23 protein-coding genes are annotated in these 24,045 nt (G+C 62.0%); 14 read left to right on the forward strand and 9 right to left on the reverse strand.

The window, feature by feature from the left end; translation table 11 throughout:
• Entirely contained in the window at positions 1-1,230 is a 1,230-nt protein-coding gene (gene coaBC / locus OA90_RS06395) for a bifunctional phosphopantothenoylcysteine decarboxylase/phosphopantothenate--cysteine ligase CoaBC (protein WP_068408615.1), read from the reverse strand.
• Between the two features lie 34 nt (positions 1,231-1,264).
• Complete coding sequence (locus OA90_RS06400; protein WP_068408616.1) at positions 1,265-2,476, reverse strand: penicillin-binding protein activator; 1,212 nt, start codon at positions 2,474-2,476, stop codon at positions 1,265-1,267.
• A 267-nt stretch (positions 2,477-2,743) separates the two neighbouring features.
• Here OA90_RS06400 and rsmI point away from each other — a divergent pair, with 267 nt between their 5' ends.
• From rsmI to gshB, 3 genes are all read left to right on the forward strand, one after another.
• Entirely contained in the window at positions 2,744-3,658 is a 915-nt protein-coding gene (gene rsmI / locus OA90_RS06405; protein WP_068408618.1) for a 16S rRNA (cytidine(1402)-2'-O)-methyltransferase, read from the forward strand.
• On the forward strand, positions 3,659-4,048 hold the full coding sequence (locus OA90_RS06410) for a YraN family protein (protein WP_068408620.1): 390 nt from the start codon (positions 3,659-3,661) through the stop codon (positions 4,046-4,048).
• Positions 4,049-4,156: 108 nt separating this feature from the next.
• The gene (gene gshB, locus OA90_RS06415) at positions 4,157-5,101 is read left to right on the forward strand and encodes a glutathione synthase (RefSeq protein WP_068408621.1); all 945 of its coding nucleotides are present in this window, start codon (positions 4,157-4,159) and stop codon (positions 5,099-5,101) included.
• Between the two features lie 183 nt (positions 5,102-5,284).
• Here gshB and hppD read toward each other — a convergent pair whose 3' ends face one another.
• The gene (gene hppD / locus OA90_RS06420) at positions 5,285-6,397 is read right to left on the reverse strand and encodes a 4-hydroxyphenylpyruvate dioxygenase (protein ID WP_068408623.1); all 1,113 of its coding nucleotides are present in this window, start codon (positions 6,395-6,397) and stop codon (positions 5,285-5,287) included.
• 128 nt (positions 6,398-6,525) lie between these two features.
• Between hppD and OA90_RS06425 the strand changes: the two genes are divergently transcribed.
• Together OA90_RS06425 and OA90_RS06430 are read left to right on the forward strand one after the other, a co-directional pair.
• Entirely contained in the window at positions 6,526-6,999 is a 474-nt protein-coding gene (locus OA90_RS06425; protein ID WP_068408625.1) for an Lrp/AsnC family transcriptional regulator, read from the forward strand.
• Positions 7,000-7,114: 115 nt separating this feature from the next.
• Positions 7,115-7,858 carry a tellurite resistance TerB family protein gene (locus OA90_RS06430; protein WP_068408627.1) on the forward strand — a complete coding sequence of 248 codons (744 nt, stop codon included), beginning with the start codon at positions 7,115-7,117 and terminating at the stop codon, positions 7,856-7,858.
• Positions 7,859-7,987: 129 nt separating this feature from the next.
• On the opposite strand, the gene OA90_RS06435 is transcribed toward OA90_RS06430, so the two are convergent.
• The gene (locus OA90_RS06435; protein ID WP_068408629.1) at positions 7,988-9,040 is read right to left on the reverse strand and encodes a TRAP transporter substrate-binding protein; all 1,053 of its coding nucleotides are present in this window, start codon (positions 9,038-9,040) and stop codon (positions 7,988-7,990) included.
• Positions 9,041-9,108: 68 nt separating this feature from the next.
• Positions 9,109-10,284, reverse strand: a complete 1,176-nt coding sequence (locus OA90_RS06440) for a cytochrome P450 (protein WP_068408631.1) — start codon at positions 10,282-10,284, stop codon at positions 9,109-9,111.
• Positions 10,285-10,428: 144 nt separating this feature from the next.
• On the opposite strand from OA90_RS06440, the gene OA90_RS06445 reads away from it, so the two are divergent.
• The gene (locus tag OA90_RS06445) at positions 10,429-11,343 is read left to right on the forward strand and encodes a LysR family transcriptional regulator (RefSeq protein ID WP_208985996.1); all 915 of its coding nucleotides are present in this window, start codon (positions 10,429-10,431) and stop codon (positions 11,341-11,343) included.
• Between the two features lie 40 nt (positions 11,344-11,383).
• Here the strand turns inward: OA90_RS06445 and OA90_RS06450 are convergent, their stop codons facing one another.
• Positions 11,384-12,487 carry a citrate synthase/methylcitrate synthase gene (locus tag OA90_RS06450; protein ID WP_082836874.1) on the reverse strand — a complete coding sequence of 368 codons (1,104 nt, stop codon included), beginning with the start codon at positions 12,485-12,487 and terminating at the stop codon, positions 11,384-11,386.
• A gap of 76 nt (positions 12,488-12,563) precedes the next feature.
• Between OA90_RS06450 and OA90_RS06455 the strand changes: the two genes are divergently transcribed.
• On the forward strand, positions 12,564-13,724 hold the full coding sequence (locus OA90_RS06455; protein WP_068408633.1) for a citrate/2-methylcitrate synthase: 1,161 nt from the start codon (positions 12,564-12,566) through the stop codon (positions 13,722-13,724).
• 96 nt (positions 13,725-13,820) lie between these two features.
• Complete coding sequence (locus OA90_RS06460; RefSeq protein WP_208985997.1) at positions 13,821-14,714, forward strand: AEC family transporter; 894 nt, start codon at positions 13,821-13,823, stop codon at positions 14,712-14,714.
• Positions 14,715-14,718: 4 nt separating this feature from the next.
• Here the strand turns inward: OA90_RS06460 and OA90_RS06465 are convergent, their stop codons facing one another.
• From OA90_RS06465 to OA90_RS06475, 3 genes are all read right to left on the reverse strand, one after another.
• Positions 14,719-15,552, reverse strand: coding sequence for an isocitrate lyase/phosphoenolpyruvate mutase family protein (locus OA90_RS06465; RefSeq protein WP_068408634.1), 834 nt, complete (start codon positions 15,550-15,552; stop codon positions 14,719-14,721).
• A gap of 234 nt (positions 15,553-15,786) precedes the next feature.
• Entirely contained in the window at positions 15,787-16,251 is a 465-nt protein-coding gene (locus OA90_RS06470; protein WP_068408636.1) for a DUF1203 domain-containing protein, read from the reverse strand.
• A gap of 100 nt (positions 16,252-16,351) precedes the next feature.
• Positions 16,352-17,518, reverse strand: a complete 1,167-nt coding sequence (locus tag OA90_RS06475; RefSeq protein ID WP_068408822.1) for a hypothetical protein — start codon at positions 17,516-17,518, stop codon at positions 16,352-16,354.
• A gap of 163 nt (positions 17,519-17,681) precedes the next feature.
• Here OA90_RS06475 and modA point away from each other — a divergent pair, with 163 nt between their 5' ends.
• From modA to OA90_RS06505, 6 genes are all read left to right on the forward strand, one after another.
• Positions 17,682-18,458, forward strand: coding sequence for a molybdate ABC transporter substrate-binding protein (gene modA / locus OA90_RS06480; protein ID WP_068408638.1), 777 nt, complete (start codon positions 17,682-17,684; stop codon positions 18,456-18,458).
• Positions 18,459-18,548: 90 nt separating this feature from the next.
• Positions 18,549-19,256, forward strand: coding sequence for a molybdate ABC transporter permease subunit (gene modB / locus OA90_RS06485; RefSeq protein WP_068408640.1), 708 nt, complete (start codon positions 18,549-18,551; stop codon positions 19,254-19,256).
• Positions 19,249-20,355 (forward strand): molybdenum ABC transporter ATP-binding protein, encoded by a 1,107-nt coding sequence (gene modC, locus OA90_RS06490; RefSeq protein WP_068408642.1) that lies wholly within the window; start codon positions 19,249-19,251, stop codon positions 20,353-20,355. Before modB ends, modC begins: the two co-directional genes overlap by 8 nt.
• Before the next feature lies 1 nt (position 20,356).
• On the forward strand, positions 20,357-22,177 hold the full coding sequence (locus OA90_RS06495; protein WP_208985998.1) for an ATP-binding protein: 1,821 nt from the start codon (positions 20,357-20,359) through the stop codon (positions 22,175-22,177).
• Between the two features lie 10 nt (positions 22,178-22,187).
• Positions 22,188-23,522: a sigma-54 dependent transcriptional regulator gene (locus OA90_RS06500; protein ID WP_068408645.1), complete on the forward strand. Its 1,335-nt coding sequence runs from the start codon at positions 22,188-22,190 to the stop codon at positions 23,520-23,522.
• Between the two features lie 91 nt (positions 23,523-23,613).
• Positions 23,614-24,045, forward strand: coding sequence for a carboxymuconolactone decarboxylase family protein (locus OA90_RS06505; RefSeq protein ID WP_068408647.1), 432 nt, complete (start codon positions 23,614-23,616; stop codon positions 24,043-24,045).

Below are 24,045 nucleotides of genomic sequence, written 5' to 3' on the forward strand. Positions count from 1 at the left end.
TTACGAAAGGTCTTTCAGAGATTCAGCCGCCCGGGCGATGATCCGCCGAGCAACCTCGGCCTTGGACATCTGCGGCCAATCGTCAACGCCGCTGCGGCTGACGACGTGGATGGTGTTGGCGTCCCCACCCATGATGCCGGTCGCCGGGCTGACGTCATTGGCGACGATCCAGTCGGCATTCTTTCGTTCCAGCTTGCCACGGGCGTTGCCGATCAGATCCGTTGTTTCGGCGGCAAAGCCGATCAGCAGCTTTGGCCGCAGGCTTTCATGGTGACCGATGGTGGCCAGGATGTCCGGATTTTCCGTGAGCTCCAGTGCCGGGGGCCTGCCACTTCCGTCCTTCTTGATCTTCTGCGTGCCTTCGCTCGCCATGCGCCAGTCGGCGACGGCGGCGGCCATGATGGCGATATCCGCCGGCAGCGCGGCCTCCACCGCTTTCAGCATCTCGGCGGCCGATTCAACCTGAGTCACAGCCACATTGGCCGGGGCGGGTTGAGTGACCGGTCCCGACACCAGTGTCACCCGCGCGCCGGCCGCGTAAGCCGCCGCCACCAGGGCGTGTCCTTGCTTGCCGGAGGACCGGTTGGCGATATACCGCACCGGATCGATCGGCTCGTGGGTCGGACCGGAGGTGATCAGCACATGCTTTCCGGCAAGCGGCAGACGTCCGGCTTCCAGATCCCTGTCCCGCAGCACGTCCTGCACGGCTGCGACAATGTCCAGCGGCTCACTCATCCGGCCTGTTCCGGCCTCGCCTTTTTCCGCCATTTCGCCTGCGGCAGGCCCGCAGAAGCGGAGGCCACGGTCTTCAAGAACCGCCAGATTGTGCCGGGTTGCCGGGTTCTGCCACATTTTCGGGTTCATGGCTGGGGCGGCCAGAACAGGCTTGTCTGTCGCAAGCAGCACCGCTGTCGCCAGATCGTCGACGATGCCATGGGCCACCTTGGCCATCAGGTTCGCAGTCGCCGGGGCGACCAGGATCAGGTCGTGATCCCGCGCCAGGCGGATATGGCCGACGTCATGTTCGGCTTCCCGGTCGAACAGGCCCGTGAACACCTTCTCCGCCGACAGCGCGCCGACCGCCAGGGGGGTGATGAATTCCTGCGCGCCACTGGTCATGACCGGAATGACGCGGGCACCGCGTTCCTTCAGCCGACGGATCAAATCGAGGGACTTGTAGGCCGCGATGCCGCCGCTGATGATCAGCACGATCTGTTTGCCGCTCAGCATCTTGACCCCTTACTCCCGGTGATGGCGGTTAACGTCAGAACCCGGACCGGAAATCCCTCGGTGCCGGAGAGATCACCTGCGCGCCGCTGCCGGTGATCTGGTAGACCGCGAGGCCGCGTTGGTTGAGGCCATTGGATTGGAAGCGGAACAATCCGTCAATGCCGATGAAGCCGTCGCGGTTGGTCAGGATGTTCTGCTGAAAGCGCTGCTGCCCGGCAGAGCGGGTCAGGCCTGCGGCGAGTGTCACACCATCATAGACGAGGCTGGCGTTGCGCGGCGGAACCGATCCATAGGCACTCTGGTAGCGCTGTGCGAAGGCCTGAAAGCTCTTGTCTTCCGGACCGGCAAACCAGGCGCCGGCCAGCACAGGGTTGCTTTTTTCCTGCGCCGTATCCCACTGACCCGAACCGAGCAGCTTGACGCGGCCTAGATTGGCGTTCTGGCTGACCAGCGTCTGCACGACGAGACCCGGAACACCGCCGGCTGCCGGCACGAACAGGGCATCGATGTTGTTCAGCACCGGTTGCAGTGCCTGTGTCTTGGCGACCAGGTCGGATGTGTCGGTGCCGTTCAGTTTGTAACGCTGGATGGTGGCGATGCGGCCGCCCCCCTGACCGACTTCCTGGCGGAACGCGGCCTCCACGACAGCGCCGTAGGAGCCTTCGGGAATGAGGGCGGCATAGGAGTTCTTCTGCTGGCTGTTGGCATAGCTGATCGTGCGCTTCACGTCGCTCTCCGGCAGGAAGCTCAGCAGATAGACACCTCTTGCGGCGACCGATGTGTCCGTCGAAAAGGCGATTACCGGCACGCCTGTCGCACGCGCAGCGGTGGCGGCGCCGGAAACGGCGGGGGCGAACACGGGACCGAGGATGAGTTCCGCACCCTCCGAAATTGCCGCTTGCGCTGCGGCCCGGCCGCCTGCGGACGTGCCGTTGGTGTCTTTCACCAGCAACTGGACATCGGCGCTCGGGAAATTCTGCAGCGCCAGCGTGGCGGCATTCTTGAAAACCGTTCCGATGGAAGCGTTGCCGCCATTGCTCGACAGCGGCAGCAGCAATCCGACGCGGACACTGCCTGTGCCGATCACCTCGCCGGTGACCGGTGGCTGGGCTCCGGGCTGCACCTGGTCCCCCGGCAACGAGCCGAGCGTTGAGCCCATGCATCCGGCGAGCAGCATCGCACTGGCGCCCGCCAGCACCGACTTCAAAACCAACCGTCTGTGCCGATGCACGTTTTTGCCCCGCATTCCACTTGCCCTGTTCTGTCGTCACACTTACCAAAAGACTTACGTATTCACTGCAGGCATGTCCAGTTTTAGCGGTGTTTCAATGCCGTATCCGCCTGATCAGCGGTGGATTTGCCTTGCATCGGCTGCGTCCAGCAGGTAGCGCAAGGAAGAAATCTGTAACCCGGAGACCGGATTCGCCGTTTGCCGCCGTCCTGTCAGGACCGGCCTGCCTTCAGGGCTTGCGCAGGATGGCAGGAGATCCGGACCAGCGTGAAAGGACGCCCGATGGGCACCGACAGTCCCCCGCCGGCGGCGGACAAGAACCGCTACAGCCTCTCCGAACACGCCTTTTCCGCGCCCAATCTGGAGCCGGCGCTCTACATCGTCTCCACCCCGATCGGCAATCTCGGCGACATCACGGTGCGGGCGCTGGAGACACTGGCCGCCAGCAGCGTCATCGCCTGCGAAGATACAAGGGTAACCGCCACTCTGACGCGGAAATTCGGTCTCAAGACGCCGCTTCTTGCCTACCACGAGCACAATGCCGACAAGCAGCGGCCGAGGATCCTGGCGGAGCTTCAGGCCGGAAGGGCCGTCGCCCTTGTTTCCGATGCAGGCACGCCGCTGGTCTCCGATCCGGGCTACCGGCTTGTCCGCGATGTGGTGGCGGAAGGTTACAACGTCATTCCCGTTCCGGGCGCATCCGCCCCGCTCGCGGGTCTGGTCGCCTCCGGCCTGCCGAGTGACACTGTTCTCTTCGCCGGCTTCCTGCCGCAAAAAGGCGGACCGAAAAGCAAGCGCCTGGCGGAGCTCGCCCGGGTTCCTGCAACGCTGATCTTCTTTGAATCCCCCCATCGCACCGGTGCGACCCTTGCCCTGATGGCCGAAACGCTGGGCGGGGAACGGGAGGCGGTGGTGGCGCGGGAAGTGACCAAACGCTTTGAAACCTTCGAACGCGGTTCGCTTGCCGAACTGGCGGAGCGCTTCGCGGACCGGCAGGTCAAGGGTGAGATCGTTATTCTGATCGGCCCGGCGGAGGAAAAGCCGGAAGACGAAGGCGCCGATCTGGATGCGTTGATCATGGAAGCGCTTGAGGACATGCCGGTCAGCACGGCTGCCAAGAAAGTCGCCAAGGCAACCGGACTTGACCGCAACGAGGTCTATAAACGGGCGCTGGACCTGAAATCGGGGGACGCCTGAATGGCGCGCGGACGCGGCGGCCCGGATACCGAACAACGCCGCCGCGCCCATGCGCTCGGCCTGTCCGCCGAAACTTTCGCTGCCTGGTATCTGCGCCTGACCGGCTGGCGGATCCTCAAGCGTCGCTACAAGACGAAGGCGGGTGAAATCGACCTGATCGCCAAGCGCCGGAAAACCGTCGCTTTCGTTGAGGTCAAGGCCAGAAAGACCCGCCGGGCGGCGGTCGAGGCCGTGTCGCCGGCAAGCCAGAAACGTATTTCGCGCGCCGCCAGGATATTCGTTGCCAAACACCCCAAAGCCGGTTTTTTCACGCTCCGCTTCGACGTGATCGTCATCCGCCCCTGGGCTCTGCCGGAGCGGATCGCGAACGCCTTCGAGGCCTGGGAATAGACGCCACTCCGCGTCCTACTGGACAAAGCCGACCCCGCACCGCATATCTGGACCAACCGTTCTCATATTCCTTGGCGCATTCGCTGCGTCCCCGCCGGGAGTTGCCTCATGGCTTTGAAAGTTGCGGTCCAGATGGACCATATCTCGACCATCAACATTGCCGGCGACAGCGCCTTTGCGCTGATGCTGGAAGCGCAGGCGCGGGGTCATGAGCTGTATCATTATACGCCCGACCGGCTCGCCATGCGCGGCAACGAGGTGTTCTGCACGATGGAACCTGTGAAAGTGCGCGATGAAAAAGGCAGCCATTTCACCTTCGGCGAAAGCCTACGTTTCAATATGCGCGAGATGGATGTGGTGCTGATGCGCCAGGACCCGCCCTTCGACCTTGCCTATATCGCCGCGACGCACCTGCTTCAGAAGATCCATCCGGACACGCTGGTGGTCAACGACCCGATGGAAGTCCGCAACGCGCCGGAAAAGCTGTTCGTCACCGAATTCGCCGACCTGATGCCGCCGACCCTGGTCACGCGGGACAAGGCGGAGATCGATCTCTTCCGCGAGGAATACGGCGACATTGTCATGAAGCCGCTCTTCGGACACGGCGGCGCGGCGGTCTTCCGCATCACGCAGGACGATCTCAACTACGGCTCGCTGTATGATTTCTTCGCCGCCACCTTCCGCGAACCCTGGGTTATCCAGCAGTTTCTGCCCAACGTGAAACACGGCGACAAGCGCATCCTGCTGGTCGATGGCGAATTCGCCGGGGCGGTCAACCGCGTGCCGGCAGCAGGCGATTTGCGCTCCAACATGGTGCGCGGCGGCGCCCCCACCGACAGCGACCTGACCGACCGCGAGCGCGACATCTGCGCCCGCCTCGGCCCGTCCTTGCGCGAAAAGGGCCTCATCCTGGTCGGCATCGACGTGATCGACGGCTGGCTGACGGAAATCAACGTCACCGCCCCCACCGGCATCCGCGCCATCCGCAAGCTCGGTGGCCCGGACGTTGCAGCAATGGTGTGGGACGTGCTGGAAGCGAAGGTGAAGGTCTGAGCCGCAAGGGTCACGCGCCTCCGCGTGGAGACAGGAGTGTCAGGCACAGGTGGCAAGGCTTTCTTTCAGCGGCTGTCACCCCGGCCAAGCGCAGCACTGAGCCGGGATGACAGCCGAGGGTGGTACTCAGCTATTCGGTTCACTCAACAGAGTTGATGACACCTGAGAGGAGAACAACCGCCCCTACTCAGCCGCTTCCGTCTTGATCACGCCGCGGCGGATCTGGTCTTCCTCGATGGATTCGAACAGCGCGCGGAAATTGCCTTCGCCGAAGCCTTCGTCGCCTTTTCTCTGAATGAATTCAAAGAAGATCGGTCCGATGACGGTTCTGGAGAAAATCTGCAGGAGGATCTTGGTCATGCCGCCGTCGACAACGCCCTCGCCGTCGATCAGGATGCCGTGACGTTTCATGCGCTCGATCGGTTCTTCATGGTCGATGACCCGCCCGTGGGACATCTCGTAATAAGTGTCCGGCGGACCCGGCATGAATCTCAGCTCGTTCGCGGCCAGCCTGTCCGTGCTGCCGTAAATGTCGTCCGTGCCGACGGCGATATGCTGGATGCCTTCGCCGTTGTATTTCTTCAGATATTCCTCGATCTGGCTGGTGTCGTCCTTGGATTCGTTCAGCGGAATGCGGATCTTGCCGCACGGGCTGGTGATCGCCCGGCTGACGAGACCGGTGATGCGCCCGTCGATGTCGAAATAGTGGATCTGCTTGAAATTGAAGAGATCGCGGTAAAAATCCCACCACTTGTCCATGTTGCCGCGAAAGACGTTGTGGGTCAGATGGTCGAGGTAATAGAAGCCGACACCCTTCGGTTTCGGATCGACCTCGCCCAGCCAGTCGAAGTCCTTCGAGTAGGCCGAGCCCTTTTCGCCATAGGTGTCGATGAAATAGAGCAGCGAGCCGCCGATGCCGACGATTGCCGGGACGTCCAGCGTCTTGTCGTCGCCTTCATAGGGTGTCGCGCCCTTTGAAACGGCGTGCTCGAAGGTCTTTTGGGCGTCGACCACCCGCCAGGCCATGGCCGGTGCGCAGGGACCGTGCGTATCGACGAAACTCATGCCGTGGCTGCCTGCTTCGGCGTTCAGCACATAGGTGATGTCACCCTGACGATAGAGCGTGATGTTCTTCGTCTTGTGCTTCGCGACCGGCTCATAGCCCATCTTGCGAAACAGCGCGTCCAGCTTTTCAGGCTCCGGATGGGCGAACTCGACAAATTCGAACCCGTCCGTTCCGGCGGGATTGTCATCGGTGATTTTCGCAACCGGTGCGTCGTGCGGAAACGGTCCCAAGGCGGGCTCTCCTCTGTGTGTTCGAGTGTTGGGACAAATATGCCGTCAAAGACACGCAGCAGGTGTGCAAAGCACGTGAAATTGCATAAGATGTTGCGTGAAATGTGTAAAAAATCAATGAGACATGCATGACAATTGCATTGGACGTTTATGACGTGAAACTTCTGACTGCCCTGCAGGAAAACGCCGCGCTCACCAATGCCGAGCTCGGCGATGTGATCCGCCTTTCCGCCAGTCAGGTGTCCCGCCGTCGTCAGAAACTTGAGGAGGCGGGGATCATCCGCCGTTACAGGGCGGCGCTCGACCCGGAGGCTCTCGGGCTGAACGTCACGGCCTATGTCGGCGTGACGCTTGGTGCGCACAGCAAGGAAAACGCCGGCAAGTTCAGGGACATGGTCAAGGCCATGCCGGAGGTTCAGGAAGCGCACACCCTGACGGGCGACGTCGACTACATGCTGAAGATCGTCGTGCCGGACCTGAAGGCCCTCAGCCGCATCATCAACGACGACCTTTTGCCCCAGGAAGCCGTCCATCACGTGCGGTCGTCAATTGCCATGGAAACGCTTAAGGACGACAACCTGCTGCCGCTTGCCCGCAGATGATCTGCGCGGCATGTTTGCAGGGATTTGTATTGTGAACTTGCGGGACTTGCAGAAAATCCCATTTGATAGGACGACAGACATTCACCCCCTTCGGGGTTATTTCAGGGAGACACTTATGTTCGACGCAAAATCCTTGCTGGATCAGTTTCTGGGCGGCCAGGCTTCAGACCAGTCCGGCGGCCGGGGCGGTTCTCAGCGGGGAGGGTCCGGTGACCTTCTCTCTCAGGGCAAGGATTTCCTGTCGTCGCAAGGCGGGGGGCTGGCGCTCGGCAGTCTTGCCGGGTTGATGCTCGGCAGCAAGTCCGGCCGGAAAATCGGCAAGAAGGCGGTCACCTATGGCGGTCTCGCTTTGGTGGCGGGTCTCGCCTACAAGGCCTATCAGGGCCACAAGGCCAACCAGCAGAACACGCCGCGCCCGCAATACCCCGCCGACGCGCCGATCCCGGTGGAAGACGCGCGCGGCAGCGCTTTCGATCCGCGCGAGCAGCCGGGCGGTGAAAACCAGGTGGCTGTGGCGCTTCTGACGGCGATGATCTCCGCTGCAAAGGCGGACGGTCATATCGACCGTGAGGAACAGGACCGGATTTTCTCCAAGATCGACGAGGCCGGTCTCGACAGCGAGGCCAAGGCTTTCCTGATGGACGAGTTGCGCTCGCCGCTCGACCTAGACAAGGTCGTCGCCAGCGCCACTTGTCAGGAAACGGCGGCGGAGCTCTATGCCGCCTCCCGCCTCGCCATCGATCCGGATCATCCCGCTGAAAAGGCCTACCTGCAGATGCTGGCCGCGCGGCTGCAGCTGGATGCCGGTCTGGTTGACGAGATCGAACTTGCTGTCAGGGAAGCGGAAATGGCGCAGTGAGCAGCCGGATCCCGTAGACACAGGACTTCGGGAAACGGCCGGTCACAAGGACTGCCACGAGGACGGCCGTCTCAGCTACACATATGGGAGGCATCCGCTCCGCGCAGGAGCCGGTGCCTCCCAGGTTCGTTATTGTGCGGTGTTGGCCTCTATCAGCTCCAGCGCGCGTTGATAGAGACCACTGCCGTCGAGACCCCTCTCATTCATTTCGGCAATCCATTTTTCCCGTGTGGGGGTCGCTGCCTTCTTCCAGAGGGCGACTTCCTCGGGCCCGAGATCGATCACCACTCCCCCTTTCGCGATGGCATCATCCCGGGGCGCGGCATCATCCAGTTGCATCTGTTTTCCGGCGAAGGCCGAAAACTCCAGACCGGAGTTGTTGTCGATCACCGCCTTCAGATCGTCCGGGAGCGCATCATAAGTGGCCCGGTTCATCGCCAGGACGAAGGTTGCGGTGTAAAGGGCGTCGTCTCCGAAGCTTGTGTGATTGTCGACAAGTTCGTTGATCTTGAGCGCGCCTGTCACCTCCCACGGCACCACCGTGGCGTCGATCACTCCCTTGGAAAGCGCTTCGGGAACTGCGGGGACCGGCATGCCGACCGGGGTCGCTCCCAGGCTTGCGAACATGTCGTTGGTTACACGGGTCGGCGCCCGCAGCTTGACGCCCTTCAGGTCGTCCAGAGAACCGATCGGTTGTTTGGAATGGATCAGCCCCGGGCCGTGAACCCACAGTCCCAGGACCTTCATGTCCTTGAAGTCCTGGTCCAGCATGGTTTCCTCCGCCAGTTGCCAGAAAGCACGCGAGACGGCCTCCGCATTGGTCATGACGAAGGGCAGTTCGAAGACTTCCGTGCGCGGGAAACGGCCGGGGGTGTAGCCGGGCAGGGTCCAGACAATATCGGCAACGCCGTCGATGGCCTGGTCGATCAGTTCCGGCGGCTTGCCGCCGAGTTGCATGGCGGGGAAATGCTGAACCTCGATCCGCCCCCCGGACTCTTCCTGGATTCGGGCCATCCACGGTTCGAGAATGTTCTTCGGGACGCTCGCCTGGGGCGGCAGCATCTGGTGGAGTCGCAGCGTGACATCCGCGGCCATGGAAGCGCCCGTTGCGCCCGCCAGCAAAAGGCTGGCTGCCAGGATCGGTCCGGCGGCGGCCGGCATAAGGTTCCGGTAGTTCAGCATGATTTCCTCCCTCTTGATTATATGGCCGGCGCTGTTGCGCCGGCCCGGTTTTGTCCTTGTTCTTTTGTTCAGGCCAACCTGACAGGCAGGTTCAGCGGGCCGCGGAAGCCGAACCCGCTCCAGACCACGTCTTCCGGCTTGTCCAGGCTCATGCCGGGAAAACGGTCGAACAGCATCGGCAGCATGATGTCCCCGACGGTGCGACGTGAAACATGGACGCCCGCGCAATGGTGCGGCCCGTTGCCGAAGGCCTGGTGCGGCACCTTCCGGCGAAAGACATTGAAGGATTCGCCGTCCTCGTGATCGTCCTCGTCGCGATTGGCCGAGGCCTGGATGGTCATCAGCGTCACGCCTTCGGGAATGTCGATGCCGTCGATTTCAAGGTCCCGCGTGGCCCGCCGCGAGGAGGCCTGAATCGGAGCGACCCAGCGCACACCTTCCTCGAACGCGTCGCCCCAGGCTTCCTGTCTCTTGACTTCCTCCAACTGGTCCGGGTTGGTCAAAAGCCCGTAGACGATGGTCGCAAGGGCGTCGCGCGGCTCGTTGATGCCGCCGCCAATGGCGATCTTGATGTTGGCGAATATCTGGCTCATCGGGATCGGGTCGCGCGCATTCAGCATCATGGACAGAGCGGAATTGTTGGGCGTTGCGCGATGACGCGGCACGAGGTTCTCGAACACGGCATCCATTTCGGCATTGGCCGCGTCCGAGCGCCGGAACGGTCCCTCGGCGAAGCCGAAATTGCCGGCCCCGTCGATCAGCACTTGCGACCAGCGTTGCATGTCGTCGTCGCCGACGTCATCGAGACCGAGGATATGCGCCAGTATCCGTGCCGCCAGCGGACCGCAAAGCTCCGTGAAAAGATCGACCGTCTCACCGCGCGGCAGCCGGTCAAGATAGTCGGCGCATATTTTCCGGTAAAGGCCGGCCCAGTCGGTGTCGATGACCTTTGGCGAATAGGCCCGCTGCATCGCCATACGTTCGCGCCGGTGTTGGTCGCCGTCCTTGCGCATCAGGGTGTGGGCGCGAAACGCTCTGCGCATGGGCGTTACCGGATCGTCCGAGCTGAACAGCACCGGATCATCCTTCACCATCCTGGTGTGTTTCGCCTTGGTCAGAAAGACCCGGTTCGCCGCCGGCACCTGCACGATGGGTGTCTCCGCCCGCATCCTTCTATAGATCGGATAGGGATCCCGTGTCAGTTGCGCGAGAGTCAGCGTCTCGTCGACGGGTGCTGTCGCCATTCGCCATCTTCCTCCCAAATCCGGCCGATAAGCGCAGTATTTCCGCCCTGATAAAATCAATCAATACGATTGACTTTATAGATTGCATCGAATTTTTTGATGCAATGGTGCAGATGGCGCTGAACCATCGACAGGAGAGGCGTGATGACGATGACGGTAGATCCCATGGGGGTCGATTTTCGGGCCTTGCAGGTTCTGGTGTGCGTGCACCAGCTTCGCTCGTTCACCCGGGCGGCCGAAGAACTGGGCGTCAACCAGTCCGCCGTGAGCTATACGATCAACAAGCTCAGGCAGGTATTCCAGGATCCGCTGTTCATCCGCCAGGCGCGCCGCCTGCACGCCACGGTCCGCTGCGAGGACATCGTCCAGCAGGCCAGGCGCCTCACCAGCGAATTCCGGCAGTTGGCCGCGCCACCCGACTTCGACCCGGCAATGGCGAGTCAGAAGTTCACCATCGCCTGCAACTTCTATGAACGGGTCCTGATCATTCCGGAAATCGTGCACACGTTGAAACGCGAAGCGCCGAATCTCGAACTGGAAATCATCGATGCGTCCGGAATCGGACATGAGCGCCTGTTGCTCAACGAGGCAGATCTTCTGATCGGTCCGTTTGAAAGATCCGGCCCGCATTTCTACCGGCGCGACCTTTACCAGGACCGCTATGTCTGCCTTCTGGATCCTGCCCATCCCAATGCCGGAAAACCGTTGAGTCTGGACGACTATCTCGGCCTCGATCACGTGTTGGTCACCTATGGAGGTCAGTGGCGCTCCCGCTACCTGATCGAACTGGAACGTCTGGGCAAGGACCTGAAGGTAGCCCTGCGCGTGCCCAGCCCGGCCGGGCTGGAACGCCTGGTGTCGGGGTCTGATCTGGTTGCGACCGTGCCCGAACGCCTGTCAAAAGCTGTCGGCGCCGGGCTTCGGGTGGTCGATTGTCCGGTCGATACGTCGGTCACGATCGGTCTGGTCTGGACGACCCTCAACCACCGCTTTCCGGTTCATATGTGGGTGCGCGACATGGTCTATCGCCTGAACAGCAGGGCCCGGAAGGAAGGCTAGATCCCGGCATCCGGAACCCTGAAGACAGCCCCCCAAGGCCTCAGGCGGGCTGCGGCCCCACATAGTGTGAGGACGGCCGGATCAGCTTGCCTGTTTGCTGCTGTTCCAGAACATGCGCGCACCAGCCGGGCGTACGGCCTACGGCGAACAATGGGGTGAACAGGGTCCGGTCGATGCCGATCGCATCCAGAAGGACGGCTGTATAGAACTCCACATTTGTTTCCAGCGGCCGGTCCGGCTTGGCCTGTTTCAAGGCGGCCAGCGCTGCGGCTTCGATGTCTTCCGCCAGTTTCACTTTGGGATTTTCCGCTCCAAGCAGCCTCAGTCCCGCCTTCAGGACATCGGCGCGCGGATCGCGCGTCCGGTAGATCCGGTGGCCGAAGCCCATCAGCCGCTCCTTGCGGGCAAGGGCCCCGCCGATCCAGGCTTCCGCGTTTTCCGGCTGGCCGATCGCGTCGATCATGTCGAGCACCGGGCCTGGCGCGCCGCCGTGCAGCGGGCCGATCAGGGCGCCCATCGCACCCAGAACCGCCTGCTTTAGGTTGGCCTGCGTTGAGCCGATCACCCGCGCGGTAAAGGTGGAAGCGTTCAGTCCGTGATCGAGAATGGTCACCAGATAGCGGTTCAAGGCATCAGCATGACCTTCCGGTGGCAGCGCGCCTGTCAGCATTCGCAGAAGGTCCGTGGCCGTATTCAGCGTACTGTCCGGCGCGACCGGCGCCAGTCCCGACGCGATCCTGTGGGATGCCGCCAGAAACACCGGCAGCGCTCCGCTAATGGCGACCGCATCGGACAGACCGCGTTTCAGTGGCAGGGCGGCAAGTCCGAGCTGCATGCGCTCGAAAACCGAAAGCTCGGGCGCTGCATCTTCAAGCAGCGGAACGACTGCGAAGGCGGCGGTGCGGGCCTGTCCGAACGCCGTGCGCAGGGAGCGGTCGCCGATCGGGTTGAAATCCTTCCAAAGATGCTCGACCGCCGCCTCGAAAGGCATATTTCCGGCAAGATCCTCTATTGTCTTGCCGCGCAGGATCAGGACGCCGTTCAGGCCGTCGACATGGCTCAGCTTCGTGGTGGCGGCAACGACGCCTTCCAGTCCGGCGGTCGGATCCGGGGTCATGTGGGCGGGATTCGGCGCTTCGGTCATGATTATCTCCTTATTTGTTTGCGTCAGATAACGAGAACCATTTGCATTGATCAATGTTGATAAATACAATCAATGTATGAGCAAACCGATCTACCTCTCAGCCCGCGAAGCTGCCGCCGAACTCGGCGTTCAACCGGCGACCCTTTATGCCTACGTCAGCCGGGGATTGATTTCTTCTGTGGCCGGTCCCGGCAAACAGCGCCGCTACGACGCGGCGGATGTCAGGCGTCTGAAAGGCCGCAAGGCGGAAGATCAGGCCGGTTTGCGGCCCTTGACGGGCGATCCGGTTCTGGAGACGGAGCTGACGCTTATTTGCGAGGAAGGCCCGGTCTACCGGGGACGGCGCGCGACCGATCTCGCGGAAAACTCCTCGCTGGAAACCGTGGCGACCCTGCTCTGGGGATCGGAGGACGATCCCTTCGCGGAAAGCGCGCCTGAAAAAGCGCCTGACCTGCCGCAGGCACTCGGCCCTCTGGACCGACTGATGATGGCGCTTGCCGCCTGGCCGCTGCAGGACAGGGCTGCCTTCACCCATGCGCCGAAACTCCTGCAGACCAAGGGCGCGGCGCTGCTGCGCTATGGAACCGCCGCACTCCTGAACAGCAAACCGGTGGCGGTACCGATCCACACCCAGTTTGCCGAAGCCTATGGCGTTTCGACCGCCGCCAGGAATGCGATCCGGGCTGCGCTGGTGCTGTCCGCCGATCACGAGCTCAACACCAGTGCCTTCGCGGTGCGCTGCGCTGCATCCACCCGCGCGCCGCTGCATGCGGCTCTGCTCTCCGGGCTCGGAGCTTTCGCCGGCCCGCGCCACGGCGCGGCGTCCGACCGGGTGACCGCCTGGCTCGCGGATCTGACGCCGGAAACGGATATTGAGGCAGCTCTGTCCGACCGGCTGGGCCGCGGTGAAAGCCTGCCCGGTTTCGGCCATTCCGTCTACCGGGAGCGGGATCCGCGCGCCGACTGCCTGTTGGATCTGCTGATCCGCAACGAACGCAGCCACCCGTTCGTCGAGCGGCTGCCGCTGCTGATCGATGTCGCCGATGCGCTTTACGGTCGCGCGCCCAACATCGACTTCGCCTTTGCGGCAGTGCAGAAAACCTACGATCTGCCCAGGGACGCCGGTAAGATCATCTTCTGTGCGGGGCGGATCAGCGGCTGGATCGCCCATGCACTCGAACAATATTCCTCCCCCGAGCAAATCCGGCCGAGAGCCGCCTATGTCGGCGAGCGATAAATCCTGAGCCAGACATCCTGCCGGCGTTGAGATTGATTTTGTGTCCTCGACAGATCTAACGTGTCCGGGAGGAATTCGGATTGGGGGGATTGGCGGGTGGCGGAGATTTTCACGCATGTTGTCAATGTCATGCTGCCGGTGCTGCTGTGCGTGCTGGTCGGCTACGGGCTGGCGGTTGCCAAAGCGCCTTTCGACCGGAAGATGCTCGGCGCTCTTGTGTCCTATGTCGGTTATCCGGCGCTGATCCTGTTTCATCTTGCCAAGCAGCACATCCAGCTCGACACCTTTCTGATCGTGCTGTCCGCCGCTGCCGGGTCGATTTTCATAGGCGGGGTCGTCGGGTTCTTCGTTCTCAAACTGCTGCGGATTTCCGTGAAGGCCTACCTGTCGCCGATGATGCTGTCCAACGTCGGCAACATCGGACTGCCGGTCACAACCCTTGCGTTCGGGCCGGAAGGAGCCGCCGTCGCCATCGGGTTTGTCATCGTTGTGCTGGTGGCGATCTTCACCATCGGCATTGCCCTGCCCATGGGCCGCCCGGACTTTGCCACGCTTGCCCGGCAACCGGTCATCTACGCGGCCTTCGGATCCATTGCCCTGATGGCCAGCGGCTGGAAAATACCCGGTCCTATCGATCAGAGCCTTGAAATTCTGGCCGGTCTCGCGATTCCCATCATGCTGCTAACCCTCGGCTACAGTCTCGCGACGTTGAAACTCGGCGGCCTGACACGGGCGGTCCTGCTGTCCGTCATTCACATCGCGATCTCGGCTCTCACGGCATTCGTTCTGACCTGGGTTTTGAACCTCGACGGCAAGATTGAAAGCGTCGTCATCGTGCTCTGCTTCATGCCGCCATCAGTCGCCACCTATCTGGCGATTTCCCAGTATCAGCAGGAAGAAGCGCCGGGTGTGGCCGGGTTCATATTCGTTTCCACTATTCTGACGCTGGTGACGCTGCCCGTGGTGCTGACCTATTGGGCCACAGGATAGTCATTCAGGGCCTTGATTTCAGGAAGGATTCGAAATCGACAGCCTCACTCATGCGGTCGAAGCACCCGAAGGCTCCGCCGTCCTTGATGTCAACGGCCGCCTCGGTGAAGGCCCTGTAGGCAACCCGGGCGAGGCCGGCGCCGATGGAAACGCGGGTGACACCCATATCGCCGAGTTCCTTGCGGGTGAGATGAAAATTCGGGCGGCCGCCCAGAATGTTGAGGGGCGCTTGTACGGCGTTCAGAATTGCGACGATCTGGTCCTTTTCCTTGACCTCTGGTGCATAGACACAGTCCGCGCCGGCTTCCACGAAGGCGTTGAGCCGCTTGATGGTTTCCGCCATCTCGTACTCTGTCTGCACCGGCCCCTCGCTGCGGGCCGTCAGTACGAAGTCGGGGGCCAGCCTGTTTTTTGTGTCGACTGCCGCCCTGATCCTTTCCACCGCCAGGTCAAGGGAATAATGGGGATGAACCGGATCGGTGGTGTAGTCTTCGATCGAGCATCCCGCCAGACCGACCTCGATGGCGCCCCTGACCGTTTCCGCCACTTCTTCCGGGCTGTCGCCGAAACCGTTCTCCAGGTCGCCGTTCACCGGCAGGCTGGTTGCGGCGATGATGTCCGCAGCATGTGCGAGTGCGGCGTCCCGGCTGATCAGACCTTCGGCGTCCCTGACCCCTTGCGTCCAGGCATAACCCGCACTGGAAGTCGCGATCGCATCGAACCGCATTCCATCCAGAATGCGTGCCGAGCCGATGTCGAACGGGTTGGGCATCAGGAAGGCCCGGCCTTTTTCATGCAAGGCCCTGAAAATTGCACGGCGGTTGGCGGCGGTCGGCATGACATGACTCTCCCATAAGTAGAAATAAGAGCTAATATATATATCTAAAGTTTAAATCAGCCCATGAAATTCATGACCGGCGACAATCCCCGAGGATGGCCGCTTCCGGAAGAGCCAGTTTACCGGGAAACATGGCGCCAGTTGGGGGACGGTTCGGGGAAAGCCGGAATTTGCCGGAAGCCTTGCGGAAAGTTGGCCCGCGAACTCCCGCAGGACAGCCCCGTTGACCGGCATTTACATGCCCGTGCGGGTGACTCTCGCGGCAAAGCAGCCACGGCGGGCGTAATGAACGTGGATGTAATCGGCATCCGGGTTGGTGAAAAACCTGGCGATCAGATCCGCGGCGTTCTCCCCCTCGACAATCTCGGCATCGATGATTTCATGTCTGACGTTGAAGGCTCGCACGGACAGAAGACGGCTGGAAATGGAGTGCGGGACCGATCCCGGCTCCGGGTGGCTTTCCTTCGCGCCCTGCCTGACAAAGATGGCATGGCTGGCACGGTAGGGCGTTCCGTTCGGCTGGTGCTCGAAATTGAGCAGGAATACCCGTTCGCCCGCTTCGGCATCGGCCAGGGACACGCGGCAGGGAAATGCGCCGTCCGAGATATGAACCTGGATATTCCGTTCTGCGAGTTCACGCTCCGGCAGGTCGTCCAGATAGGAAAAATCGGCTGCGGGAAGCGGGTGGATCTGAAACATGGACCAGGGTCTCCTCAAGTGATCTGAAGCGACCCTGGACCCGTGCGCTTTGGGAAACGACCCGATTTGCGAGCGTGGTGGCAATCTCGAGTAAAAACTTTTAGGCCCGCTCCTGCTGACGGTGCCAGCTGACCAGCAGGATCATGCCCATGATCACCAGATACGGCAGATAGAAACGGGTTTCGTAATGCGGAAACACCAGGTATTTGGCGCAGATCGATGCAAACACCGCATAAAGCAGGACTCTGACCCGATCATTCAGTTCCGACGGCGAAATGCATTTGGCGAAAAACAGCACTTCCGCGAACAGAAGCGCGAGCCAGGTCTGGCTCATCAGCGATCTGACCGTCGAACGAATGAGCATCACAAGATACCCGGAAACGGAAAATGGCGGGTCGAACCCTTCAAGGGTCGGTACGTATTCCACATGGGTGAACCACATGTGGATCCACCAGCCGGGATGATCCGCGCCGCCGGTCAGCCAGAGATAGGTGGCGAAACTGACGGCGAAGCAGGCCGTCATGCTCCATCGCCCGGGGCCGTAGATCGCGGCAAAGACGAAAAACACGCCGATGAAGGCGAGATGATCCGGGCGGACAAGAAAAGCGCCGAACAGGCTGACCGCTGCCGGCAAATCGAACCGCTCGAGATAGAGATAGGCCGCAAGCGCCAGGAAGACCGTGGCGTAGAGGTCCGGCGACAGCAATTGCGCCGCATCTCCGAAGGCCGAAGTGACCAGCAGGGCCACGACAACGGGCCCGTACATCAGTGTTCCGCTTCGCGCCATCCAGACCAGCAGAATGGCTCCGACAGCGACAGCCGAGGCCAGCGAAATCATCCGCAAAGCCTTCACCGGATCCATGAAACCGGAAAGCAGACGCGCGGTTTCCACATAGAGGATCTTGATCCGGTAAAAGCCGAGCATGGTGGCGAAGGCGTCCGGATCTTCCGCCTGGCGGATGCGGTAGGCGCGGTCCTGCGTCAGGGTCAGATATTCGCCCTCGGACACATTGTCCTTCACGAAGGCATAGCTCTGCCGGTGCAGCTCCGTCGGGTCGTTCACCTCGGGTTCCAGGACCGTCGCCGTATAGGCGAACATGTCCCAGTTGGAGAGCGGAAAGACGTGAACGACTGCCGCCGTCATGGCGATGAACACGCAGAAGATGCCCGCCCCGATCCAGGACCGCAGCGGTTTGTAGATCCGGTGGAGAAGTCCGTAGACGGCAAGGAACGTTCCCTCCAGGCTGCGCTGGGCAAGATTGGGCAATGGCTGAAACTCCCCGGTTGGTTGTCCCGGGTTGTCGCATTTCATTGTAAGAATTTCGTAAACAGTCGCGGATTGACCAGCCGTGATCGGTGCCCGTCCGCTCTTGAATAGATGCAGCGGCCGGATTAGCTACAAGGGTCTGGATGCAACGCCCGGGGGATTGATGTTTCAGCGCCTGTTCTTTGTCTTGTGCGTGCTCGCGGCGGCCGCTCTGCCGGCCCCCCCCGTGTCGGCCACAGACGAGAGGCCGCTGACCGTGTTTGCCGCCGCCAGCATGCGGGAAGCCATGGAAGCCATCGCGGACGCGTTTGAAGAAGAAACTGCTACGAAAGTCGTTTTTTCCTTCGCCGGTACGGGCACCCTGGCCCGGCAGGTGGAGGCCGGAGCCCCCGCGGATCTGTTTGTCTCCGCCGACGCCGCCTGGATGGACTACGTCCGGGACCAGGATGCAGTCAGCGCGGACACGATTGTCGAATTCGCCTCCAATGGGCTGGTTCTGGTCGGACTCGAAGAAAGCCCTGTCCTGGAACTGTCACCGGAGAACCTGCATGCGGTGCTTGAGACCGGACGGTTGGCCATGGCCGACCCTGAAACGGTTCCGGCCGGGCGCTACGGCAAGGCGGCACTGGTAACCCTCGGCCTCTGGCCCGCAGTGTCCGCGCGGCTCGCGCCTATGGAAAACGTCAGGATCGCGCTTGCCTCCGTTGCTCGTGGAGACGCGCCGCTCGCACTGGTCTACCGGACGGACGCCATGGTCGAGCCAGCGGTCGCCGTGGTTGCGGAGTTGCCACAGCAGAGCCACCCTCCGATCCGCTATCTTGCGGCGCTGACCAGTTCCAGGACACATCCCGCTGCACCCGCCTTCCTGGAGTTCCTGAACGGACCGCGCGCACGGGAAATCTTGCACTCACTGGGGTTTCTGACCGATAAGGTGAATTAATGTACGTTGCCTGCTCATGATTTCATGTGCAGGCAGGGTGCTTTGAGCGGCCGGATTCCGGCCGGTCTGAAACCGGCAGATTGAGCGCACGTGAACTTTTTTCATCTTCAACCCGCCGAATGGCAGGCTTTGGCCCTGACCGTGAAAGTAGCCGCCGCGGCGCTGCTGGTGGCGCTGCCGCTTGCCGTTCTGGTCGCCTATCTGTTGGCGCGCTACCGGTTTCCGGGACACGGCATCGTCAATGCGCTTGTGCACATGCCGCTTGTGCTGCCGCCCGTCGTGACCGGCTACCTGCTGCTTCTGGCCTTTGGCCGCAAGGGACCTGTAGGCGCATTTCTTTCCGAAACCTTCGGCATCAGCTTCGCGTTCAACTGGACCGGCGCGGCCCTCGCGGCCGGTGTCATGGCGTTTCCCCTGATGGTCCGCCCGATCCGCATTTCCTTCGAGGCGGTCGATCCCAAGCTCGAGGCGGCAGCCAAATCCCTCGGCGCCCATCGGGTGGTCGCTTTCCTTACGATAACTCTGCCCCTCGCCGTGCCGGGCATACTCGGCGGCGCGATCCTGGGATTTGCCAAGGCGATGGGCGAGTTCGGCGCGACGATCACCTTCGTCTCCAACATTCCCGGCGAAACCCGCACCCTGGCGCTTGCGCTCTACACCGCGACCCAGACACCGAGTGGTGACCTCGCCGCCTTCCGCCTGACGCTGATCGCCGCCGTCGTGGCCTTCGCCGCGCTGATCGCCTCTGAAGTTTTCGCCCGCCGTCTGCGCCGGAGAATTGGCGGCGATCATGATTGACATCAATATCAGCGGCCGTGTCGGCCGGATGGACATCGTGGCCCAATTCGAGGGGCGTGGCGGTGTCACGTCCCTGTTTGGACAATCCGGTGCCGGAAAGACCACCGTAACCAACATGATCGCCGGTCTGGCGACGCCCTCCTCTGGGCGTATCTCGGTCAACGGTACGGTCCTGTTAGATGGGGACAAAGGCATCGACTTGCCGGTTCAGGCAAGACGCATCGGCCATGTCTTCCAGGATGCACGCCTGTTTCCACACTTGAGCGTTCGCGCCAACCTCACGTATGCGCGCTGGGCGGGCCGCAGATCCGGGACGCGCGATTTCGACGAAGTCATCGATCTTCTCGGGCTGAAAGACCTGCTCGATCGCAAACCCGAAACGCTTTCCGGTGGTGAACGGCAGCGGGTTGCCATCGGCCGGGCGCTGCTGTCCGGCCCGCGGCTGTTGATCATGGACGAGCCTCTGGCGAACCTCGATCACGCCCGCCGCAATGATATCCTGCCCTATCTCGACCGGCTCTGTGTCGAAGCGGGCATTCCGATCCTCTATGTCAGCCATTCCATCGAGGAGGTGACTCGCCTCTCCAATACGCTGGTGCTCCTGTCGGAGGGCAGGACGCAGGCTTACGGTCCGGTCGCCGAGATGCTGGCCCGCGAAGATCTGGTCCATGTGACAGGCCGCCGCGAGGCGAGTGCGCTTTTGAGCGGTACCGTCAGCAGGATCGACGCGACCTGGGACCTTGCTCATGTCGATATTGGCGGCCCGGAGCTGCAGATCCCGGGACTGGCGGCCGCAGCGGGCGACGCGGTCCGTCTGCGCATTCTCGCCCGTGACGTCGCACTCGCCGCCGTCCCGCCGGAAGGTCTTTCCATTCGCAACGCGCTCACGGTGACAATCGAAAGCATTTCCGGAGAGACGGGACCATACGCGGAAATCCTCTGTTCCCTGGCCTGCCAGACGATCCGCGCCCGCATCACGCGGGCTTCGGTTTCGGATCTCGGACTGAAACCCGGCATGACCGTGACCGCGCTGATCAAGAGTGTTTCGATAGACCGGGGGCAGAGCACGCTGGCGCCGCCGGTATCCGTGGAGACCTGAATTGCAGGCAAACAGACAGCTGCCCTATACTGCTGCGATGACACGCGGACCCCGGCGCCGAACATGGCGCAATCTGAAACTGGGGATCGGGGTGGCCATGGTGGCCGTGAGCCTGGCGATCCTTTGGCTGACCGGGCTGGCCAGCCTGCGCCTGACCCTGGCCGAAATCGAGACCCGGGCGGAGGCCAATCTTGCGGTGCAGGCCGCCGTTCTGGAACGGCTTCTGGACAAGTTCCGGCTGCTGTCGCCGCTCCTGGCGCGCGGACCGGAAACGGGTCGTCTTGTGTCCGGCCTCGACATTGCCATGGACCGAACCATCACCGCCGTCGCGGCCGGCATGTCCGGCGCCGAGGAAGTTTGGCTGATGGACCCGCTCGGCCGCGTCATCGTCACGAGTCAGCACGGTGTCCCATTTGGAGCGATTGGCGGCGGCGCCTCCATTGCCGAAGCTTTCGGGCAGGCAAGACAGGGCCAGCTCGGGCGCCAGCTCATTCCCGGAAATCCGCAGACCGCGGCCAGCTATGTGTTCGCGTCGCCACTGCGCAACGGCGACCAGCTGATCGGCATTCTGGCCGTTCGCGTCAGTCTGGAGGATGTCGAACAGGCCTGGGCCCTGAGCAAGGATCCGATCCTGGCGCTGGACGAAGAAGGCCGCGTCGTGGTGACCAATGTGCCGGGATGGCGCGGTAAGTTCGTCTCCGAACTGGATTTCGGGCGGGATATCGCCCGCCTTTCCGGCCCGGGCCGTCTCAGCCTGATGTTGCCCTCTTCCGGAGGGGCGAACAACTACATGCCCCTGACCACATCCCTTCCCGTTCTGGGCTGGGCTGTCAAAACCCTGGCCAGCGTCGACGATGCACGCCAGCAGTCGGCCTGGGCCATGGTCGCCGCGCTGCTTGGCTGCGTGATCGCGGCGGGCGGTCTTTGGACCGTTCTTCTGAGGCGGGAGGAATTCAGCCGCCAGATTCGCCGTGACAAGGCTGTCTCCCTGCGGCTGGAACGTCGGGTTCGAAGCCGTACAATGGAATTGCGCAAGGCGAACGAACTTCTGGAAGAGGAAGTGCGCGAGCGCGAACAGGCGGAAACCAATCTGCGTCTGGCCCAGGCCGAACTGGTGCAGGCGGCGAAACTCGCCACCTTGGGACGGATGTCGGCGGCCCTCAGCCACGAATACAACCAGCCGCTGGCGGCCATCCGCTCGGACGCGGAAGTCGCCGGAATGCTGATCGATCGCGGCAGGGCGGAGGAAGCCCGCGCCAACCTCACCCGGATCGGCGGCATGGTCTCCCGCATGGCCGAAATCGCCAAGACCCTGAAAGGCTTCACCCGCAAGTCCGGGACGGAGATCCGGGCTGTTTCGCTTCGCAAGGTGATCGACGAGACGTTGTTGCTGCTGCAGCCGCAGATCAAGCAGAGCGCGGTCGAGGTGATCGCCGAGCTTCCCGAAACGGACATCATCGTCAGGGGCGGGCAGATCCGGCTGGAGCAGGTGATGATCAATCTGCTTTCCAACGCGCTGGACGCGGTCGGCGACCGGGAGCGGCCACAGGTTACTCTGGTGCTCCGCCGGGAGGGCAACGATGCCGTCCTGAGCATCCGGGACAATGGTTCCGGCATAGATGAGGACGTCATGCCGCAGATCTTCGATCCGTTTTTCACCACCAAGGATGTCGGCGCGGGACTTGGGCTTGGCCTGTCGATTGCCTATAAGATCGTTCATGATTTTGCCGGCTCGCTGAAAGTGGCGAACCGGGAAAGCGGCGGCGCGGAATTCACGATGCGGTTGCCGATCGCGGACAAACAGCTGCTGGCGGCGGAATAAGGCACACCATATGGACCAGGCGACGGTGCTTTTGGTTGACGACGAGGCGGATCTGCGCGGATCGCTTTCCCAGGGGCTGGAACTGTCCGGCCAGAAGGTTTTCGCATCGGGAACGCCGGAAGAGGCGCTGGAGTGCATCACTCGCGGGTTTTACGGAGTACTGGTGACGGACATCCGCATGCCTGGCACGGATGGCTTTCAGGTCATGAAGCGCGCCTTCGAAATCGACCCGGCCCTTCCGGTCGTCCTGATCACCGGTCACGGCGATGTTCCGCTGGCGGTCGAGGCGATGCGGGCAGGCGCATATGATTTCATGGAAAAGCCCTTCTCCGTGTCCCGGCTAGCTTCCGTGGTCGAGCGTGCGCTGGACAAACGCCGGCTGGTTCTGGAGAACCGCAAGCTGCGCGAAGAACTGGCCGACAGGACCGGGTTGGAAAGCCGTCTGGTCGGGCGGACGCCGGCCATGGATCTGCTGCGCCGCAACGTCATGGCGCTTGCCGCCACCGATGCGGACATATTGATCCTCGGCGAAACAGGGTCCGGCAAAGAAGTCGTTGCGCGGGCTCTGCATGACGAAGGACCGCGCCGTAAAAGACCGTTCGTTGCCCTGAACTGCGGTGCGCTTCCGGCGGAAATCATCGAATCCGAGCTCTTCGGCCACGAGAAGGGCGCCTTTACCGGTGCCAGCGGCCAGCGGATCGGCAAGCTCGAGCACGCCCATGGCGGCACGGTGTTTCTCGATGAAATTGAATCCATGCCGCTGGAACTTCAGGTCAAGCTTCTCCGGGTGATCGAAACCCGGACGATCGAGCGGCTCGGGTCCAACCGGCCGATCGAACTGGATGTCCGCTTCATCGCGGCCACCAAGGAGGATCTGGAGACGGCCGGCAAGCAAGGCCGCTTCCGGCTGGACCTTTTCTACCGTCTCAACGTTGTGAATGTTGAAATTCCGCCGCTGCGTGAGCGTCTTGAGGACATTCCGCTGCTGTTCCGCCATCTGGCCATCGAGGCCCGGGCTCGCTACCGGCGCGAGATTCCCGATATCGACGAGGAGTTCCTAGCCGGACTCATGACGCGCGACTGGCCCGGCAATGTCCGGGAATTGCGCAATATCGCCGACCGGTTCGTGCTTGGACTGGAGCCGGCCGGTGCGCCGCGAACGGCAGGCGGTTCATCCCTTTTCGATCAGGTCGCTTCCTATGAACGGGCGCTCATCTCCGCCGAATTGAAGCGCAACGACGGCGCCATCAAACCGACCTACGAGCATCTCGGGATTTCCCGCAAGGCTCTCTATGAGAAGATGCGCAAATACGGGCTCGGCAGGGAGGAAGTGGCTCTCGACTAGATTTCTGAGCCCTCGATATGGATCGGCATGTCACAAACAGCGTTCGCCGTGCGTCTCTTGAATGTTACCCCCGAACACATGGAAGACATTCATGACCAATGCGACGTCCATCAACTATCAGCAGTTCATCCCCTCGGTCTTGCAGAGTTTCGCTGCTGCAAACGGAGAAATCGGCAAGACGGACCTTGAACCGAAGCTGCGCCACCTGATCGACCTGCGGGCTTCCCAGATCAATCAATGCGCGTTTTGCGTGAAAATGCACACGAAAGAAGCGCTTGATGCCGGCGACAGTCACGAGCGCATCGAGCACCTGACCGTCTGGCGGCACGTGACGGATTTCACACCCGCGGAAAAGGCGGCATTCGCCTGGACGGAGGCCTTGACCAGCCTGGACGTTGAAACCGACTATGAAAGCCTGCGCGCTGCTTTGCGCGAGCATTTCGAAGATGCCCAGATCAGCGCCATGACGTCGGCTATCGCCATGATCAATCTCTGGAACCGTATACAGGTGTCGAACCATTGA

It is taken from the genome of Labrenzia sp. OB1 (assembly GCF_001624695.1).
Classification (GTDB): domain Bacteria; phylum Pseudomonadota; class Alphaproteobacteria; order Rhizobiales; family Stappiaceae; genus Roseibium.

Bases quoted from the DNA above. Each gene is read 5' to 3' on its own strand.
- coaBC (WP_068408615.1), bottom strand. From the start codon at position 1,230: ATGCTGAGCGGCAAACAGATCGTGCTGATCATCAGCGGCGGCATCGCG.
- OA90_RS06400 (WP_068408616.1), bottom strand. From the start codon at position 2,476: ATGCGGGGCAAAAACGTGCATCGGCACAGACGGTTGGTTTTGAAGTCG.
- rsmI (WP_068408618.1), top strand. From the start codon at position 2,744: ATGGGCACCGACAGTCCCCCGCCGGCGGCGGACAAGAACCGCTACAGC.
- OA90_RS06410 (WP_068408620.1), top strand. From the start codon at position 3,659: ATGGCGCGCGGACGCGGCGGCCCGGATACCGAACAACGCCGCCGCGCC.
- gshB (WP_068408621.1), top strand. From the start codon at position 4,157: ATGGCTTTGAAAGTTGCGGTCCAGATGGACCATATCTCGACCATCAAC.
- OA90_RS06425 (WP_068408625.1), top strand. From the start codon at position 6,526: ATGACAATTGCATTGGACGTTTATGACGTGAAACTTCTGACTGCCCTG.
- OA90_RS06430 (WP_068408627.1), top strand. From the start codon at position 7,115: ATGTTCGACGCAAAATCCTTGCTGGATCAGTTTCTGGGCGGCCAGGCT.
- OA90_RS06435 (WP_068408629.1), bottom strand. From the start codon at position 9,040: ATGCTGAACTACCGGAACCTTATGCCGGCCGCCGCCGGACCGATCCTG.
- OA90_RS06440 (WP_068408631.1), bottom strand. From the start codon at position 10,284: ATGGCGACAGCACCCGTCGACGAGACGCTGACTCTCGCGCAACTGACA.
- OA90_RS06445 (WP_208985996.1), top strand. From the start codon at position 10,429: ATGACGATGACGGTAGATCCCATGGGGGTCGATTTTCGGGCCTTGCAG.
- OA90_RS06450 (WP_082836874.1), bottom strand. From the start codon at position 12,487: ATGACCGAAGCGCCGAATCCCGCCCACATGACCCCGGATCCGACCGCC.
- OA90_RS06455 (WP_068408633.1), top strand. From the start codon at position 12,564: ATGAGCAAACCGATCTACCTCTCAGCCCGCGAAGCTGCCGCCGAACTC.
- OA90_RS06465 (WP_068408634.1), bottom strand. From the start codon at position 15,552: ATGCCGACCGCCGCCAACCGCCGTGCAATTTTCAGGGCCTTGCATGAA.
- OA90_RS06470 (WP_068408636.1), bottom strand. From the start codon at position 16,251: ATGTTTCAGATCCACCCGCTTCCCGCAGCCGATTTTTCCTATCTGGAC.
- modA (WP_068408638.1), top strand. From the start codon at position 17,682: ATGTTTCAGCGCCTGTTCTTTGTCTTGTGCGTGCTCGCGGCGGCCGCT.
- modC (WP_068408642.1), top strand. From the start codon at position 19,249: ATGATTGACATCAATATCAGCGGCCGTGTCGGCCGGATGGACATCGTG.
- OA90_RS06500 (WP_068408645.1), top strand. From the start codon at position 22,188: ATGGACCAGGCGACGGTGCTTTTGGTTGACGACGAGGCGGATCTGCGC.
- OA90_RS06505 (WP_068408647.1), top strand. From the start codon at position 23,614: ATGACCAATGCGACGTCCATCAACTATCAGCAGTTCATCCCCTCGGTC.